A 15,630-nucleotide genomic window follows, 5' to 3' on the forward strand; every position below is an offset into this window, starting at 1 on the left:
GAATCACTCCAGACCCGGCGCAGGCCCAGCAGGCAGCCCGGCCGATGGATCGCAGCTCAGGACCCACGTAGGATGATCTGCTCCAGTGGTTCGCCGATATGCGCGCGGCCTGAGGGCAGCTCGCCCTCGGCGGCCTCGACGTCCCACACCATGACGTCGTTGTCGAGCGTGTACAGCAGGAACCGGCTGTCGGGCGCCCACGCCATGTCTCCGAGATCGACGCCGATCTCGGGCGAGTGGCGACCCCATTGCTGCTCAAGGTCGACCACAACGACTCCCGCCGGGGCTCCGTCGCCGTGCAGGAGCCTCAACGCGATCCGGTTGCCATCGGGCGACATCAGACCCTGCTCGCTCCAGCGATCCGGCGACGCCGCAAGCAGCTCCGCTGGCAGTTCCACCCGCCGTTCGGTGATCGCGCCGGTGACGATCGGGTAGTCCTCGCACAGCGTCGAGCAGTTCTCCTCCATCTCGGCTTGGTCGTCGCGTTCGCCGAAGCGGCCTGAGGCTTCTGCGCAGATGTCGTCGCACCAGTCGTCGCGTCGATCGGGGCCCACGCTGGCGCTGAATGAGGTATCGGTGATCTGACAGCCGTATTCCTCGCACTGCAATCGCACGACATGCCCGTCGCCGACGGCAAGCACCCGGCCGGGGCCGAGCTGGAGCGCCTGATTTCGCCCGTCGAGCGCCATCACGCTGCCCGCCATGGACACCACGACATGGTCGCCGAGAGCACCATGCACGACGGCCGCGTTGGGCATCTGCACTGCGGAGCGGAACACGCCGTCGGGGCCGACCACACGGGCGAAGAGATGCTCGCTGCCGCGCACCACCGCGACGATCCCCGGCGGGCTGTGCGCAGGCAGCATCTCGGTCACGTCTTCAGCGATGACGACGAGGTCTCCGGTGGCGGTATCGACGCGCAGCACGTCACGCCCGATACCGACCACGATCTCGCCGTCGAGCTCGAACAAGGTGTGCGGCAGGCGGGGCAGCGGCACGTACTGCGCCGCTCCGCTCACCAGGTCGAGCTGAAACAGCAAGCCGCGGACATTGCCGGTGGGATCTCCGGCGAGCGTGGCAACCAACTCGGCGGCGGGGCGTGCGGGCGGCAAGTCGCCGATGGGACCGTCCAGTGCCGTCGGCGGCGGCAGCGTCGTGCGCGGCGGCCGAGTGGGACCGGCCGTCGTGGTGGTGGCCGGGGGCTCGGTTGTCGTGGTGGTCGCCGCAATCGCCGCGTCGGGCTCGTCGCCGCCGCTGCGCACCCACGCCACGGCCAATGCAGCGACGGCCAGTGCCGCTGCGAGTGCTGCGAAAGCAGCCAGGCGCGGTGCCGACGATGGTCGTCGCTCAATCACCGTCTCCTGCACGCCGGCAAAGTCGGCCCCGCTCTCGGGCAGGATCTCGAGGCCATGCGGCGCTTGGGTGCCCTGCGGCGGTTCGGGGATGCTCACCGGATCACATTCTGTGCCGCCTGCTGGGGCCGCACGTTCCGATGGCCTCGAGCTGAGAGCCTGCGCCGAATGTCGAAGCCGCGGCCGCAGCGGCCCGTGAGCGGCAGCGAACGCGAGCGCTCGACGCTGGTGCGAACACGGGAAGGTTCACCTATTGGCGCGTCCTGCCAGCACGGCGCGCTACCACGACGTGGCGTTCTGGGGAAGCTCCCGGAACGGCGTGGCCGGATCGGGGCCGGGTTCCCTGGGGAGCCCCAGCACCCGCTCGCCCAGGATGTTCCGTTGGATCTCGTCGGTGCCGCCGTAGATCGACGGCGCCGGTGAGAACACCGTCATCTCCTGCAGCACCCCGTCGGTGGCCGCTTCGGCGCCCCACAGGGTCATATCGGCGCCGAGAATGGTGCTGGCCAGCGACCGGGCCCGGCGCAGCGCCGCGGTCATGCGCAGCTTCGCCAGATTGCCTTCGCCGCCGGTGCGCTGAGACTTTTGCCGGCTGCGCATTGCCGACAGCCGCATCACCTCGAGGTCGGTATGCAGCGCTGCGAGCTCCTGGCGGACGACCGGGTCGCCGCGACGGCCGCGGGTGCGGGCCTCTTCGCTGAGCTGATTGAACGTGCCTGCGCCCACTCCCCCGGCCGCCAGCGCGAGCCGCTTGCCGCGGAAGGTGCCGGCCGGCCGGTCGAGATGACCGGCGACCGTGCCAGGATGCGCCGCTGCGAACGCAAGGCCGTGGCTGCCGCCGATGCCTGCTCGCTCGACCATCAGGGTCGTGTTGGTCACGCGCCAGCCGTCGTTCAGTTCGCCGATGATGTTTGCGTGGGGCACCCGGGCACCGTCGATGAACACCTCGTTGAACAGCGACCTGCCGGTCATCTCGCGCAAGGGGCGCACTTCCACGCCGTCTTGGGCCATGTCGAAGGCGAACCAGGTGAGGCCGCGGTGCTTGGGCGACTCGGGATCGGTGCGCGCGACGAGCATGCCCAGATCTGCGTGGGAGCCTTCCGACGTCCACACCTTCTGACCGGTGATGATCCACTCGTCGCCATCACGGACGGCCTTGGTCTGCAGGCCGGCGAGGTCGCTGCCGGCGCCAGGCTCGGAGAACAGCTGGCACCACGACTCGGTGCCGTTCAGAATGGCCGGTACGAAGCGCTCGATCTGATCGGGTGTGCCGTGCTCAAGGATGGTTTGCGCCGCCAGCAGCATGCCCAGGCCCGCCGGTGAGCCGATGGCGCCCGCAGCGCGGATGGCTTCGACCAGCACGCGTGTCTCGTCGCGCCCCCAGCCCCGACCGAACGGCTCGGGCAGCGTCGGATTGGACAGTCGCGCTGCGGCGAGGCGACCCCACCACTCCCGCACGCTGATGCCGGGATCCCAGTTGTCTGCGAGCCACGCGTCGAGCTCGGACCTGAGCTCATCACCCGAGGTCGCGCTGGCCGATGCCTGCCGCACGCTCATGGCGCCGAACCCTACCGGCGACCCCTGCTCAGGATTCGTCTGCAAACCTCAGGCTGTGTCACGCTTCCTCCGCAAAACGGAGCCTGTGCCACGATTCGTATGCAAAACGGAGCAGGTGTCACGCCTCCTCGGCAAACCTCAGGAAGATCGCCGTGGTCGGGGCGAAGAACAGCCGCCATGCGTGCAAGATCCCGCCGTTGGGGCCGCAGACCATCCGCGTCTGCCCTCCCGCCGGCAGCTCCACGACGATCTTGGGGCTGAAGATCCACAGAAGCTGCAACCTCAGTGTGTAGCTGCCGGGCCGCAGCACGAAGCTCTCGGATTTGCTGTCGCGGATCAGTCCGACGCGCTGACCCTCGATGAGCACTTGATAACTGCGAATGGTGTCTCGGTAGTGATGGATGCGCTCGAGCACCAACTCGGTGGTCGGGCCGTCGTCCCCACCGGCGGCGTCATCGCCGATGGCGTCGGGATCATCGGAGGAGGACTTGGGGGCATCGGGAATACCCATAGGCCCACTGGGTGCCGTCGCGTTGTGGTCGGCCATGCCGCGACGCATCCGCTCCCATATCGACGGTCGCCTGGACCTGCTGTCACCAGAGCTGTTCCGCGCAGGTGGTTCACCCGCTGGCGTGCCGCTGTCCCCTTCAGCCATCGGGCCCCCCGTCCGGCGATGTCGCAGCGAACGTACTGCCGCCCGGGACTGGGGGCCAGCTCTCCCCGGCCAGCATCGCCTCGACGACTACGGCCACGCCGTCGTCTTCGTTGCTCGGTGCGATGCTGTCGGCTGCGTCCTGGACCATCTGCGCAGCGTTCGACATCGCGACGCCGTGGCCCGCCCACCGCAGCATGTCGACATCGTTGAGGCCGTCACCGAACGCCACGACATCGGAAGCTGCAATGCCGTACCGCTGGCAGACGATCTCGAGGCCGGTCGACTTGCTGACGCCCGCGGCTGCGATTTCTGCCATGTCCAAACCGGAAGGGCGGATTTCGGTGCCCAGCGGCATATGTGACGAGAGCTCGTCCACGATGTCGAGCGTGCTCATGCCCGGCACGTGAACGAGCCAGGTCAGCACCGGCCCGTCGACTGCTGCGATGGCGTCGGCGACTCGCGACTCACTGAGGTCTGCGATCAGGTCGGCTGGCATCTGGGGAGCGAACCTGTGCTCCCACAAGTGCCGGCCGTCGGCCATGTCGAGCCCGAGGCTCACAGCGGGAAGGAGCTTGCGGGCGATCTCGGCAGCTTCGATGGCCTCGAAGTGCGTCATGGACCGGTCTGCGATCTGCTCCCCGGCCCCAGCATCCATCACCACCGCACCGTTGAGGCACACCGCGTACGACAGCCCCGCCGCCCTGCGCAGGACCCAAGCTGCCTGCGGCCACGGCCGGCCGGTGGCCAGCGCCGTAATGACGCCGGCTTCAGCAAGCGCCCCGAGCGCAGCGGCGGTCCGCTCGGTGATCGTCCCGTGGCGAGTCAGGAGCGTGCCGTCGATGTCGAACGCCGCCACCCGCGGCAATTCGGCTGGAGGCCGAGCCGAAGTGCCAAGTGGCGAGGTGGTCATGGCATGCACGGTAGAGGGCCGGTGTGACACACGTCACTCGCCTTTTCGGCCCGGTGCGCGGAGGTCCCGGAGGATTCGGTACCTCGAGCTCGGACCGGACCCTGAGCTCAGTCCAGGTACTCGGCGGTTGCGGTTGCGGTTTGCAGCAGCCGGTCGGTCTCGCCGGCGGTCTCGAAGATGCGTGTCCGGGTTGTCACAAGGTGGCCAGTGCTTGCCAGCACCTCGCCCTCGACCCGGAATGGCCCACCGCGGCCAGGCGCCAGGTAGTGCATGTCAGCGAACACACAACGAGACGGGCGCCCGCTGCTGTCGTTCATCTGCGCCAGGTGCGTGCTCATCACCTCGGCGACCACTATCGACGCCCCGCCCTGCAGCGAGCCGAACGAATTGCGGATGCGGTTGTGCATCGGCAGCTCGATGCGGGCCTCGCCGGGCACCGGGGTGATCCGCAAGTAGTCGTCCAGCGGCGGTCGGGGATCCAGCTCGTGGTCCTCGCGGTAGTCGACGGTGTTCTCCCGGGCCGTGGAGTCCACCACCGGGGTGTCGTCCCGGCGGGGCAGCCGGGCATAGGTACACGTGGAGCGAGCGATCTCGGTCCCGGCTTCGTCGGTCACCGACGTCTCGGTGACAACCTGGTTCCGGCCGACCCGCAGCGGCGAGCAACGGGCGATCGCCAGCGAACCCTCAGCCCGTGCGGCCAGCACCGTCGACAGGTGCAGCGTGGCCGACCAGTCGGGCGTCACCTGCAGGACGGCGTGATGCCCCGCCACCGAATCCACCAGCGTGGCGACGGCGCCGAGCCGCAGCCAGCCGCCGTCGGCCAAGGGCCTGTCGGCAAGATCGTCGAGGATGGGCATGGTGGCCGTCAGCGTGCCGTCGCCCGTCATCTGATGGCTGAGGCGCAGGTGCCGCAGGATGTGATCCTGCGGCGGGTAGCGGGCCGGCCTGTTCGCCGACGGGCTGGCGGGCGCCGGATTGTCGACGGTCTCGCGGTCGCCGCCTGACCTGTCCGCCTCAGCGCCGCTCAACCGGTCGCTCGGCGCCGATTCGGCGTTCATGCGGCCCGCTCGTCAGCGAGCCGGCGCAGAGCATCCCAGAGCTGAGCCGTCGCATCGGCAAGCTCGTCGGCGCCACCGCCGTTGTGAATGACGAAGTTGGCCGCGTCCCTGCGCTGTTCGTCGGTGGCCTGCGACCCCAGGCGGGCCTTGGCGTCATCGGTTGACATACCCCGCTGGATCAGCCGCTCCATGCGCACGTCGGGCAGCGCCTCCACTGTCACCACCACTTCATAGGGGAACGCTGTGTCACGGCCGAGCGTGCTTTCCACCAGGACCGCCATGTCCAGCACCACGACATCGGTGGCACCGGCGGCGGCGATGGCGCCGACGCGCTCGTCGAGGAGCTCGTTGATCGCCGGATGGCTGATCGCGTTGAGCGCAGCGAGCTCGTCAGGGTCGTTGAACACGATCGCCGCGAGCGCAGCACGGTCGATGCCCCCATCGGGACCCGCCAGATGGCGGCCGAATCGTTCGAGCACCGCTTCGACGGCCGAGCCGTCTGGGGCAACGATCTCGCGCCCGAGCGCATCGACGTCCACGACTGCTGCGCCGTGTGCGCCAAGCAGCTGCGCGACCGTGCTCTTGCCGGAGCCGATGCCGCCCGTCAAACCGACGATCAGCACGGCGCACCCCGCACGCACATCAGCATCGCGCCACCCAGAGCGCGCACCCGCACCGCACCCTGCGCGCACATCAGCACCCCGGTCACTCTGTGCGGCGGCCCTCGGCGTCAGTGGGCGGGCCGGCGAAGGCTTGGGCGATGTCCATCCACCCCTTCGCCAGTGGCCCGGTGACCGACAGGCCCGTCTCGGTGTGGAAACGCCGCTGGGTCACTGCCAGGCAGAACTCATAGGCGTCGCCGCTCACCTTGTCGGCAGCGTCGTCTGGCCCCCACGTCCACACAGCCCCGCTCGGGGCATCCAATTCCACCCGCACGGGACCGTCTGGCGCCTCGAGGCCCCGGTTCGCATAGCTCCAGCCACGAGTGCCCACACCGATGTGGGCGACATGACGCAGCCGATCGGTGCGCGGCAATTCCCGACCGTGGGTGTCGGCCACGTCATGGCCGTGCGACCACGTCTCCATGAGCCGGGCAGTCACGAACGACAGGGCGCCCATCGACGGGCCAAACCACGGAATCCGGTCTTTGCGGTCAAGCGGGCGCACCGCATCGAGCATCTTGGAGCGCTCGGCGCACATCCAGTCCCAGATCTCCGCTCCCGACATGGAGGCGAAGTCGAAACCCGCTGCGGTGTGCAGGTCCATCTCGCCCCGTTCGGCCGCGGCCGTGAACCCGCCGAAACGCTCGGGATCGACGACAGCCAGCGTCGCCACCCAGTCGGTCATGCCCAGGTGCACCATCGTTTCGCGGCTGTCCCAGCCCTCCGCAGGCGTGGGCAGGTGCCATTGCTCCTCGCTGAGGTCGCTGACCACATCGCCGAGCGCGTCGGTTTCTGCCTGAAGGTCGTCGCAGATCTCGTCCATGGGTGCGGACCCTACCCGCGCCCCTGCAGGCGATTCTGTGGCGATCAGCGCCGACTGCTCTGGTAACGGGCTCCGCCCACACGCCCCCGGGCGATGCTGGGTTTGCCGAGCGGGCCGTCAGACCAAAGCGTGTGACAGCGGCTGACTATGTTGCGCTCGATGAGCAGCTCTCGAGACAGCGACAAATCCGCAGTCGCCGACGCAGGCGTGCTGTGGCGGCCCGACGCACCGCGATGCGCCTCGACCCAACTCTGGCAGTTCGCCGAACAGGTCGGCATGGGGCTCAGCAGCCACTCCTACGCGGAACTGCACGCGTGGTCGGTGCGCCATCCCGGGGCGTTCTGGCGCGCCGTGTGGGAGTTCTGCGACGGCATCGGCGAGCTGGGCCCCGAATTTCTGGGCGAGGGGTCGGGCGGGGGAAGCAATGGCCTGCCAGGGCCTGGTCTTGAATTCTTCGCCGGCTCGAGGCTGAACATCGCCGAGCACTACCTGCGGCCGGCATCTGCGGGCGGCCCGTCACCCACTCACACCGCCCTGACCTTCATCGGCGAGGACGGGACCGAGCTGACCATGACCCACGGCGAGCTGCGGGCCGAGGTGGCGGCGTGCCAACGGGCGCTGGCGGCTGACGGGGTCGGCGTAGGCGACCGGGTCGCCACCATGCTCCCCAACGGCCCCGAGGCGCTCATCGTGTTCTTGGCCGCGGCGTCGCTGGGCGCGGTGTATTCCTCGGTCAGCCCCGATTTCGGCATCGACGGCGTGCTCGACCGCTTCGGCCAGATCTCCCCGACCGTGATGGTTGCCGTGGATGGCTACTTCTACAACGGCACGCGCCACCGCACCGCAGGTAAAGCCGTCGAGGTGGCCTCCAGCCTGGCGAGCTCGGGTGCATCGCTGCGGCGGCTCGTCATCGCTCCCTACGACCGCAGCGATGACGCCAGCACCGGCCGCAGCGCAGCCGGTTCGCGCGGCGACCGCGGCGCGGCCGAGTCATCCGGCGACGTGCCGGAATCGTCGACATCGTGGGCTGAGTGGCTGGCGCCTCACCGCGCCGCAACCGGCGACGATCTCACCTTCGAACGGCTCGACTTCGACCAGCCCGTGTACATCTTGTACTCATCGGGCACCACCGGGAAGCCGAAGTGCATCGTTCACCGGGCCGGCGGCGCGCTGCTCAAGCTGTGGAGCGAGCAGCGCCTGCACTTCGATGTCCGCCCGGGCGATCGTGTCATGTACTTCACCACCACCGGCTGGATGATGTGGAACTGGCTCGTCGCCGGGCTGGCCAGCGGCGCATCGCTGGTGCTCTACGACGGGTCGCCGTTCCATCCCGGTCCGGCGCGGCTGTTCGACGTGGCCGACCACTGCGGCGTCACGCTGTTCGGCGTCAGCGCCAAGTTCATCGAAGGCGCCATGAAGGCCGGCCTGCGACCGGCGCAGACCCATGCGCTCGACACCGTGCGCACGATCTCTTCGACAGGTTCTCCCTTGGCGCCGGAGGGTTTCGACTGGGTGTACTCCCACGTGAAGGCCGACGTCCACCTGGCTTCGTTCTCGGGCGGCACCGACATCTGCGGCGGCTTCGTGATCGGCGACCCGACGGGTCCGGTGCGCTGCGGCGAGATCCAGGTGGCTGCGCTCGGCCTCGATGTCGACGTGGCGGCTGCCGATGGTGCGTCGCTCGGGGCGGGTTCCCAGGGCGAGCTGGTGTGCCGCAACGCATTCGTGTCTATGCCGCTGCGCTTCTGGGACGACGCCGACAACGCTCGCTACCGGTCTGCCTACTTCGAGCGCTTCGACGGCGTGTGGCATCACGGCGACTTCGCCGAATGGACCCCGAGCGGCGGGATGATCATCAGCGGACGCTCCGACGCGACGTTGAATCCCGGTGGAGTACGCATCGGCACCGCGGAGATCTACCGGCAGGTCGACCAGGTCGACGAGGTGCTCGAGAGCGTGGTCATCGGCCAGCGAGTGCCTGCGGGCGACGGATCGACGGCCAGCAGCGACATTCAGGTCGTGCTGTTCGTGAAGCTGCGCGACGGGCTCACGCTCGACGACTCGCTCACCGGCAAAATCCGCTCGCAGATCCGTTCAGGAGCGTCACCTCGACATGTCCCTGCGGTCGTCGCCCAAGTGCCCGCGATCCCCCGCACCCGTTCGGGCAAGCTCGTGGAACTGGCGATTCGAGACATCGTCGAAGGCCGCTCGGTGACGAACATCGAGGCCATCGACGACCCCGATGCGCTCGCCCACTTCGCCAACCATCTCGCACTGGACACATAGGAGGCTGAGCCGATAGGCGAAGCCGTGGCCCGAGCGGCCCGTGAGCCCAATCGCATGAGGATGGGGAACAAGAGCGGGAAGCGACTGGTGCAACATCGCAAGTGTTCACCTATTGGCGCTTCCTCATCGCAGCATGCACCATGGTGATGGAACCGAGCGTGCTGACCGAGGAGCCCCAACCCATGATTATTGCCAAGCCTGTGGCGGTCTACTTCAAACTGGTTGCCGCCGCCGTGGTAGTCAACTTCTTCGTCTACCCGTTCTACGGGCCGGGCGACAGCCCTGACGATCCCGCGAACACCGACCTGTGGCTCGTCTTGAACTGGTTCATGGCGGTCGCCTTGGCGGCGGCGCTGCTCACGACCTGGCGGCGGCGATCGGCGAGTCCGCGAGATCGCAACGCCGGCGCCATGTTCGTAGCCACGGTCGTCATGACCATCGCCTTCATGCCCAACTGGTTCTCTGCCACGTGGGCGCACGGGGGCAATGGCACCATCTGGCACATCATCGACACCACGCTGCCCGTGCTGCTGTGGATCGAAGGGCACCGACTCTGGAAGTCAGCCTGAGCCGCCGGGGAAGCTCAGAACAGCGACTCGTCGGTGCGCCGCAATCCTTCGATGATCAGCACCGATGCTGCTGTTGCAGCCATGAGCACGACCGCGAGCGCCATCGCCTGACCGCGCAGGCTCTCACCCGGCGTGCCGAGGAGGCGGAACAGTGCCAGCGGGGCGGTCAGCGTGTCCGGTCGCCGCGGCAGGAACGCCGTCGCACCGAACTCGCCGAGCGACGCGGCGAAGGCGAACGCTGCACCCACCGCCACCGCTCGCGACGCAATCGGCACGTCGACCTCGCGGCGGGTGCGCAGAGGTGACGCACCGAGCACAGACGCTGCCTCTCGCAGCCGGTCGTCGATCGAACGCAGCGTCGGCACCAGCGTCCGCACGACGAACGGCGTGCCGACCAGGGCATGAGCGACGGGGATGATCCACCACGCTGTGCGGAAGTTCACTGGCGGCGTGTCCAGCGCCAGCAGCATGCCGAGCCCCACGGTCACCGCAGACACGCCGAGCGGCAGCGTCAATCCGATATCGAAGAGGCGCCGCAGCCATGCCGTGCCGTTCCGGCGGTGTGGCCCGCCGCGCATCCGAGGGCGCATGGCACCGTGCGACGTCACGGGCTCTCGCCGGACGGCGACGTGGCGCCCGGCGGTGCTCGGCCGGCTGCCCACTACGACCGCCGACGCCAGCGAGCCGACCGCCGTGGCGATCGCCGTTGCCATCACGGCGAATCCCAGCGAATGGCGCAGTGCCGCAAGCGCGGAAGTCGGCAGCATCTGCACGCGTTCCGCGAGCGCAGCGAAATTGGCCACGCCGTAGCCCTCGCCGGTCGCAAACGCCCGCTCCACCAGTGTGAGAATCGGCACGCCCAGCAGCCCGAACGCGACTGCGGCATTCACAGCGATCACACCGTGCCGGCGCCGCGGTGCTGTGCGCCCCGGTGCCCGCCGAGCGACCGCCCGGCGCCGCTCGGCTACGCCTGCCAGCGTGACCAGCGCTGCTACGGCAACGAGCTGGCACAGCGCCAGCGCAGCGGCCGTCTCGAAGTCGAGCCGGGTGATGGCGTAACGGTAGATCTCGGTTTCGACCGTGGCCCGGGCAGGCCCGCCGAGAATCAGGATCACCCCGAACGAGGTGAACGAGAACAGGAACGTGACCGCCGCAGCAGCCGCGACAGCCGGGCGCAAGAGCGGCCAGGTGACGTGCCGGAAAGCGCGCACCGGCGTCGCCCCGAGCACGGCTGCTGCATCGGCGTTGCGGCCGTCGAGGCCGGCCCACCACGATCCGACCGTCCGCACGACCACGGCGTAGTTGAAGAAGACGTGCGCCAGCAGGATCGCCCACACGGTGTGGTGCAGCGGCAGGGCGCCGTCTTTGAGGCCGAAGCGATCGAAGACCGCTTCGAAGGCGCCGGCCACGACCACCGTCGGCAGCACGAACGGCACGGTGATGACGGCGCGAGCGATTCGTCGCGTCCTCGGTTTCAGGCGCGCCAACGCCGCTGCAGCAGGAATGCCGACGGCCAGTGTGAGAGCCGTGGAGGCCACCGCCTGCCAGACCGTGAACCACAGCACGCCCCGAATCGCGGAGCGGCCCAGCACATCGCCGAGGCCGCTGAACCCGTCGCCGATGACGGTGAGCACCGGGTACGCGAAGAACACCGCCACGAAGGCGAGCGGTGCAGCAGCGGCGAGCACCCAGACGGCCAGCGCCGCCAGTCGCGTCATGCGCTGCGGCGACCGCATGCCGGCCAGAGCCCCTCGGGAGGGCACAGCGTTCACGGCCTCAGTATCTGCCCCTGCTCGCACTGGCCGACGTTGAGTGCCGCTGCAGCCCTGCAGGGGTGCGTCTGAACATGGGCTAGCGCAGCACGATCTCCACCCAGCGCTCGGTCCACGCGTCGCGGTTGGCCTCGATCTCGGCCGGGTCGAGCATCAGCGGATGCGGGGGCACTGCGGTGTGCTCGACGAATTCGGGCGGGAGCGTCGCATTCTCGATGACGGGATACACGAACATGTTGAGCGGCACGTCGTTCTGCCACGTCTCGCTCAGCATGAAGTCGATGAGCGCCTGTGCGCCCGCCTCGTTGTCGGTCCCCCGCAGGATGCCAGCGAACTCGACTTGGCGGTAGCACGAGTCGGTGATGACCCCCGTGGGCGCGGTGTCGGTCGGCGGGTCGGCGTAGATCACCTCGGCAGGGGGGCTCGACGCATAGGACACGACCACCGACCGGTCGCCGCCGCCGGCAACGAACTCCCCGTAGTAGGCGTCTTCCCAGCCAGCAGTCACCGCGACGCCGTTCGCCCGCAAGTCCTCCCAGTACAGCTCCCAGCGGTCACCGTAGAAGGCAATGGTGGCGAGCAGGAAGGCCAAGCCCGGCGAGGAAGTCTCGGGATGCTGCACGACCAACTGGTCGGCGAACTCGGGGAAGGCCAGCTCATCGAGTGTCACGGGCTCCCACGGCACGGCATCTTTCCAGTAGTTCACGCACACGTCGCCGTAGTCGACGGGGGTGACCCGGTGGCGAGGGTCGAGCTGCAATTCCTCGGGCACGCCGGCGAGCGCCGGTGATTCGTACCGCTCGAAGATGCCGGCGTCGAGGCCGCGCTGCAGGAACGTGTTGTCGATGCCGAACAGCACGTCGCCCAGGGGTGCGTCCTTGGTCAAGATCGCCTCGGCCACGAGCGTGCCGGTGTCTCCGACCTCGAGCAGCTCCACCGTCACACCGGTCTGTGCCGTGAACTCCTCGAGCGTGCCGTCCGACAGATTGAACGAGTCATGAGTGATCAGCGTGACCGTCGTGCCGTCGATCGACGGTGCCTCTTCGGCCGGCTCATCGGTTTGGGGAGCGGCCGCCGACGGAGACTCTGTTTCGGGCGGCGGGGCCGGAAAATCGGTCTCGGGGACGTCGCCGTCGCCGCATGCCGCGACGAGCAGCATCGTGGCCGCGACAGCCACGGTGAGACGAAACGGTCTGCGCATTCGGTGTTCGGTCATGTGCTTCCTCCGCTGGCATTACCCAGATCAGGTTCTCGGGTCGGCGACAGCCTTGCTGTCGCCCTCTCAGCCCCACGGGCTCCCCGGTGTGTGTTGTCGCGCTCACCCTACCGCGCGGCGTCGTTTCGCTGGCTGTTCGCTGCGTGCGCGGCGTGGTCGGTCGATACCGACGCAATGCCGGCCAGCATCGTGGCTGTTCGCTGCGTGCGAGCCTCCGTCGAGCCAGGTGATCGGTCAGGCTCAGAACCAGCGACGAGAGGGGCTGTGGCGGGTCAACACCGGCGCCGTCGAGATGTAATCCAGCAGCTCGAGCTGGTCTGCGCTCAGGTAGCGGGTGCGCCCGGCGACCTCGTCGAGCGGCGGGTGTGCGATGCCGGTGGAGTGGACCCCCACCAGGCAGCCCGACTGCCCCTCCATGAGCACCTCCACGGCTCGCGCGCCGAGCCGGCTGCCCAGCAGCCGGTCCGCCGGCGTGGGCGGCCCGCCCCGCTGGATGTAGCCCAGCACTGTCGTGCGAGTGTCGAACCCGGTTCGTTCCGCCAGCAGGTCGCCGACGAACTGCCCCATGCCGTCCAGGACGCGATTGCCCCATTCGTCGGATCCCGTGTCGGGGGTCTCGACGCTGCTGTCGGGAATGGCGCCTTCGGCCACCACCACGATCGACGCATTGCGATCACGGTCATGACGGGCGATCAGGCGCTCGGCAATCTCGTCGATATTGAAGGGCACCTCGGGGACCAGGACGGCCGCCGCGCCCCCGGCGATGCCTGCACCGGCCGCGATGTGTCCGGCGTCGCGTCCCATGACCTCGAGCACCATGATCCGGTTGTGCGACTCGGCCGTGGTGTGCAGCCGGTCGACCGCCTCGGTGGCGACGCCCAGCGCAGTGTCGAAGCCGATGCAGATGTCGGTGCCGCACACGTCGTTGTCGATGGTCTTGGGCACCGCGACCACCGGGAATCCGGCATCGGCCAGTCGACCGGCGGTGATCAGCGTTCCGTCGCCGCCGATCGTCACCAGCGCCTCGACGCCGTCGCGCTCGAGCTGCGCGATCAGCGGCGTCGGGCCCTCGGTCTCCAGCCGACGGCTGCTGCGAGATGTCCCGAGCATCGTGCCGCCTCGCGGCAGCACCCCGCGCATCGCCTCGGCATCCAGCGTGACGGTGTCGCCCTCGAGCACGCCGTTCCAGCCCCGCCGGTAGCCGACGACGTTGCGGTCGAGCTCGTGGCCGGCCATGCGCACCACCGCCCGGAGTGCCGCATTCAGCCCGGCACAGTCGCCGCCGCCGGTGAGCACCCCGATCTGCACGGGCTCACGCTACTGGCGCGCCCCGATACCTCCGCTTACGGGCACGCTGCACTTCTTGGCACAAGAATCGTCGCATAGCGAACACTTTTGTGCCAAGAACGAGAGCGGCCCGAGACTCGCACACCAATGCCGTCACAGCCAGCACGCCCGTGAGCGGGCGCATCGCGACGGAGGGTGCTGGGCACAGCACGACCGGACTCAGGCGGTGACGAGCACGCCGGCTGATTCGAGCTGGTCGAGCCGATCGTCCCGGTACCCGAGTAGCTCGCCGATGACATCGCGGTTGTCCGCGCCGCGGGCGGCGACATGGCCGTCGGTGCCGATGCCCGAGCCGAGCGCGGGGCGCGCGGGAACCTTGAAGCCCGAGGCAGTCTCGGCCAGCAGCCCGCGATGCGCGGCCCAGTCGGTCTCCGCCAGCTCAGTGAGCGAGCGCATCTCGGCCACGCTGAACGGAGTGCCGGCCTCGATGGTGCGCCGGAAAGCCTCCACGTCGGCAAAGCCCGCCGCCCACTGGGTCATCTCGTCGTACAGCTCGTAGCGGTTGGCCATGCGTGCGGCAGGCGTGGCGAATCGAGGGTCGTCGGCCAGCTCGGGCCGGCCCATGGCTTTGAGCAGGTCGTCGAACCACGCTGCGGGGTTGCCGGCGATGGCCCACACCCGCCCGTCGGGCAGCACCAGGATCGGGCACTCGTGGGCGAGACCGGCATTGGGCCCTTCCCAGCCGCCGGCCAGCTCCAGCGCCGACCATTCCTGGATGTACACCATCGCTTCGACCATGCAGACGTCGATGTGGCCGCCGCGGCCCGTACGCGCCGCCTTGACCAGCATCGCGTTGACGGTCGCGGCGGCCGACATGGCGGTCACGATGTCGCCCACCACCAACGGCGGATTCTGGGGTTGGGCGCCGGTCTCGCGCATGGCGTAGTCGATGTAGCCCGATTCCATGTGGCCGACGGGTGCATAGGCACGCTTGTTGGCCCACGGCCCGGTCTGGCCGAAGCCCGTGATCGAGCAGTACACGAGCGCCGGGTGAGCGGCGCACATCTCCTCCGCGCCCAGGCCGAACTTGGCCATCACGCCCGGGCGGTAGTTCTCCACCACGGCGTCGCAGCGGCCGATGAGCTCACGCACCAGATCGGTGGCTCCAGGTGCACGCAGGTCGATCGAGCAGAAGCGCTTGCCGGCGTTCTGCTGGGAGAAGTACGGGTTGACATCGCCGGGCACATAGGGCGGGAAGGTGCGGCTGAGGTCGCCGTCGGTCGGCTCGATCTTGATGACCTCGGCCCCCAGGTCGGCCATCATCCGCGTGGCCAGCGGCCCCGCCACCACACGGGTGAAGTCCAGCACCCGGATGCCGTCGAGCGGCCGCTCCCCCGCTGCGCCTTGGTGTGCGTCTGACATAGCGCCGCGAATTCTGGCACGGCTCACGCGGCGCACGCTCAGCGATGAGGCACGGCAACGC

At 68.9% G+C, this 15,630-nt stretch carries 13 protein-coding genes and 1 riboswitch; of the genes, 2 read left to right on the forward strand and 11 right to left on the reverse strand.

Annotated features, from left to right (window positions below):
- Positions 1–56 precede the first annotated feature (56 nt).
- From ACOGJB_RS04695 to ACOGJB_RS04725, 7 genes are all read right to left on the reverse strand, one after another.
- On the reverse strand, positions 57–1,451 hold the full coding sequence (locus ACOGJB_RS04695) for a hypothetical protein (protein WP_419839655.1): 1,395 nt from the start codon (positions 1,449–1,451) through the stop codon (positions 57–59).
- Between the two features lie 180 nt (positions 1,452–1,631).
- Positions 1,632–2,909, reverse strand: a complete 1,278-nt coding sequence (locus ACOGJB_RS04700; RefSeq protein WP_419839656.1) for an acyl-CoA dehydrogenase family protein — start codon at positions 2,907–2,909, stop codon at positions 1,632–1,634.
- Between the two features lie 118 nt (positions 2,910–3,027).
- Complete coding sequence (locus ACOGJB_RS04705; RefSeq protein WP_419839657.1) at positions 3,028–3,564, reverse strand: hypothetical protein; 537 nt, start codon at positions 3,562–3,564, stop codon at positions 3,028–3,030.
- On the reverse strand, positions 3,557–4,474 hold the full coding sequence (locus tag ACOGJB_RS04710) for an HAD family hydrolase (RefSeq protein WP_419839658.1): 918 nt from the start codon (positions 4,472–4,474) through the stop codon (positions 3,557–3,559). Before ACOGJB_RS04710 ends, ACOGJB_RS04705 begins: the two co-directional genes overlap by 8 nt.
- 107 nt (positions 4,475–4,581) lie before the next feature.
- Positions 4,582–5,532, reverse strand: coding sequence for a hypothetical protein (locus tag ACOGJB_RS04715; protein ID WP_419839659.1), 951 nt, complete (start codon positions 5,530–5,532; stop codon positions 4,582–4,584).
- Positions 5,529–6,224, reverse strand: coding sequence for a dephospho-CoA kinase (coaE, locus tag ACOGJB_RS04720; protein WP_419839660.1), 696 nt, complete (start codon positions 6,222–6,224; stop codon positions 5,529–5,531). Before coaE ends, ACOGJB_RS04715 begins: the two co-directional genes overlap by 4 nt.
- Positions 6,225–6,237: 13 nt before the next feature.
- On the reverse strand, positions 6,238–7,017 hold the full coding sequence (locus tag ACOGJB_RS04725) for a TIGR03084 family metal-binding protein (RefSeq protein ID WP_419839661.1): 780 nt from the start codon (positions 7,015–7,017) through the stop codon (positions 6,238–6,240).
- A gap of 159 nt (positions 7,018–7,176) precedes the next feature.
- Here ACOGJB_RS04725 and ACOGJB_RS04730 point away from each other — a divergent pair, with 159 nt between their 5' ends.
- Both ACOGJB_RS04730 and ACOGJB_RS04735 read left to right on the forward strand, forming a co-directional pair.
- Entirely contained in the window at positions 7,177–9,303 is a 2,127-nt protein-coding gene (locus ACOGJB_RS04730; RefSeq protein ID WP_419839662.1) for an acetoacetate--CoA ligase, read from the forward strand.
- A gap of 140 nt (positions 9,304–9,443) precedes the next feature.
- On the forward strand, positions 9,444–9,872 hold the full coding sequence (locus ACOGJB_RS04735) for a hypothetical protein (protein WP_419839663.1): 429 nt from the start codon (positions 9,444–9,446) through the stop codon (positions 9,870–9,872).
- Positions 9,873–9,886: 14 nt separating this feature from the next.
- Here ACOGJB_RS04735 and ACOGJB_RS04740 read toward each other — a convergent pair whose 3' ends face one another.
- From ACOGJB_RS04740 to ACOGJB_RS04755, 4 genes are all read right to left on the reverse strand, one after another.
- Positions 9,887–11,608, reverse strand: a complete 1,722-nt coding sequence (locus tag ACOGJB_RS04740; RefSeq protein WP_419840684.1) for an ABC transporter permease — start codon at positions 11,606–11,608, stop codon at positions 9,887–9,889.
- A gap of 115 nt (positions 11,609–11,723) precedes the next feature.
- Complete coding sequence (locus ACOGJB_RS04745) at positions 11,724–12,860, reverse strand: thiamine ABC transporter substrate-binding protein (RefSeq protein ID WP_419839664.1); 1,137 nt, start codon at positions 12,858–12,860, stop codon at positions 11,724–11,726.
- Positions 12,848–12,956, reverse strand: a riboswitch (TPP riboswitch). (Overlaps the previous gene by 13 nt.)
- Positions 12,957–13,100: 144 nt before the next feature.
- Positions 13,101–14,168: a 6-phosphofructokinase gene (locus ACOGJB_RS04750; RefSeq protein WP_419839665.1), complete on the reverse strand. Its 1,068-nt coding sequence runs from the start codon at positions 14,166–14,168 to the stop codon at positions 13,101–13,103.
- A 198-nt stretch (positions 14,169–14,366) separates the two neighbouring features.
- The gene (locus tag ACOGJB_RS04755; protein ID WP_419839666.1) at positions 14,367–15,569 is read right to left on the reverse strand and encodes a CaiB/BaiF CoA transferase family protein; all 1,203 of its coding nucleotides are present in this window, start codon (positions 15,567–15,569) and stop codon (positions 14,367–14,369) included.
- Positions 15,570–15,630 lie beyond the last annotated feature (61 nt).

This window comes from Candidatus Poriferisodalis sp. (assembly GCF_965208895.1).
Classification (GTDB): domain Bacteria; phylum Actinomycetota; class Acidimicrobiia; order Acidimicrobiales; family Poriferisodalaceae; genus Poriferisodalis.

Bases quoted from the DNA above. Each gene is read 5' to 3' on its own strand.
- ACOGJB_RS04740 (WP_419840684.1), bottom strand. From the start codon at position 11,608: ATGCGGTCGCCGCAGCGCATGACGCGACTGGCGGCGCTGGCCGTCTGG.
- ACOGJB_RS04725 (WP_419839661.1), bottom strand. From the start codon at position 7,017: ATGGACGAGATCTGCGACGACCTTCAGGCAGAAACCGACGCGCTCGGC.
- ACOGJB_RS04745 (WP_419839664.1), bottom strand. From the start codon at position 12,860: ATGACCGAACACCGAATGCGCAGACCGTTTCGTCTCACCGTGGCTGTC.
- ACOGJB_RS04730 (WP_419839662.1), top strand. From the start codon at position 7,177: ATGAGCAGCTCTCGAGACAGCGACAAATCCGCAGTCGCCGACGCAGGC.
- ACOGJB_RS04710 (WP_419839658.1), bottom strand. From the start codon at position 4,474: ATGACCACCTCGCCACTTGGCACTTCGGCTCGGCCTCCAGCCGAATTG.
- ACOGJB_RS04715 (WP_419839659.1), bottom strand. From the start codon at position 5,532: ATGAACGCCGAATCGGCGCCGAGCGACCGGTTGAGCGGCGCTGAGGCG.
- ACOGJB_RS04755 (WP_419839666.1), bottom strand. From the start codon at position 15,569: ATGTCAGACGCACACCAAGGCGCAGCGGGGGAGCGGCCGCTCGACGGC.
- ACOGJB_RS04705 (WP_419839657.1), bottom strand. From the start codon at position 3,564: ATGGCTGAAGGGGACAGCGGCACGCCAGCGGGTGAACCACCTGCGCGG.
- ACOGJB_RS04735 (WP_419839663.1), top strand. From the start codon at position 9,444: ATGGTGATGGAACCGAGCGTGCTGACCGAGGAGCCCCAACCCATGATT.
- ACOGJB_RS04700 (WP_419839656.1), bottom strand. From the start codon at position 2,909: ATGAGCGTGCGGCAGGCATCGGCCAGCGCGACCTCGGGTGATGAGCTC.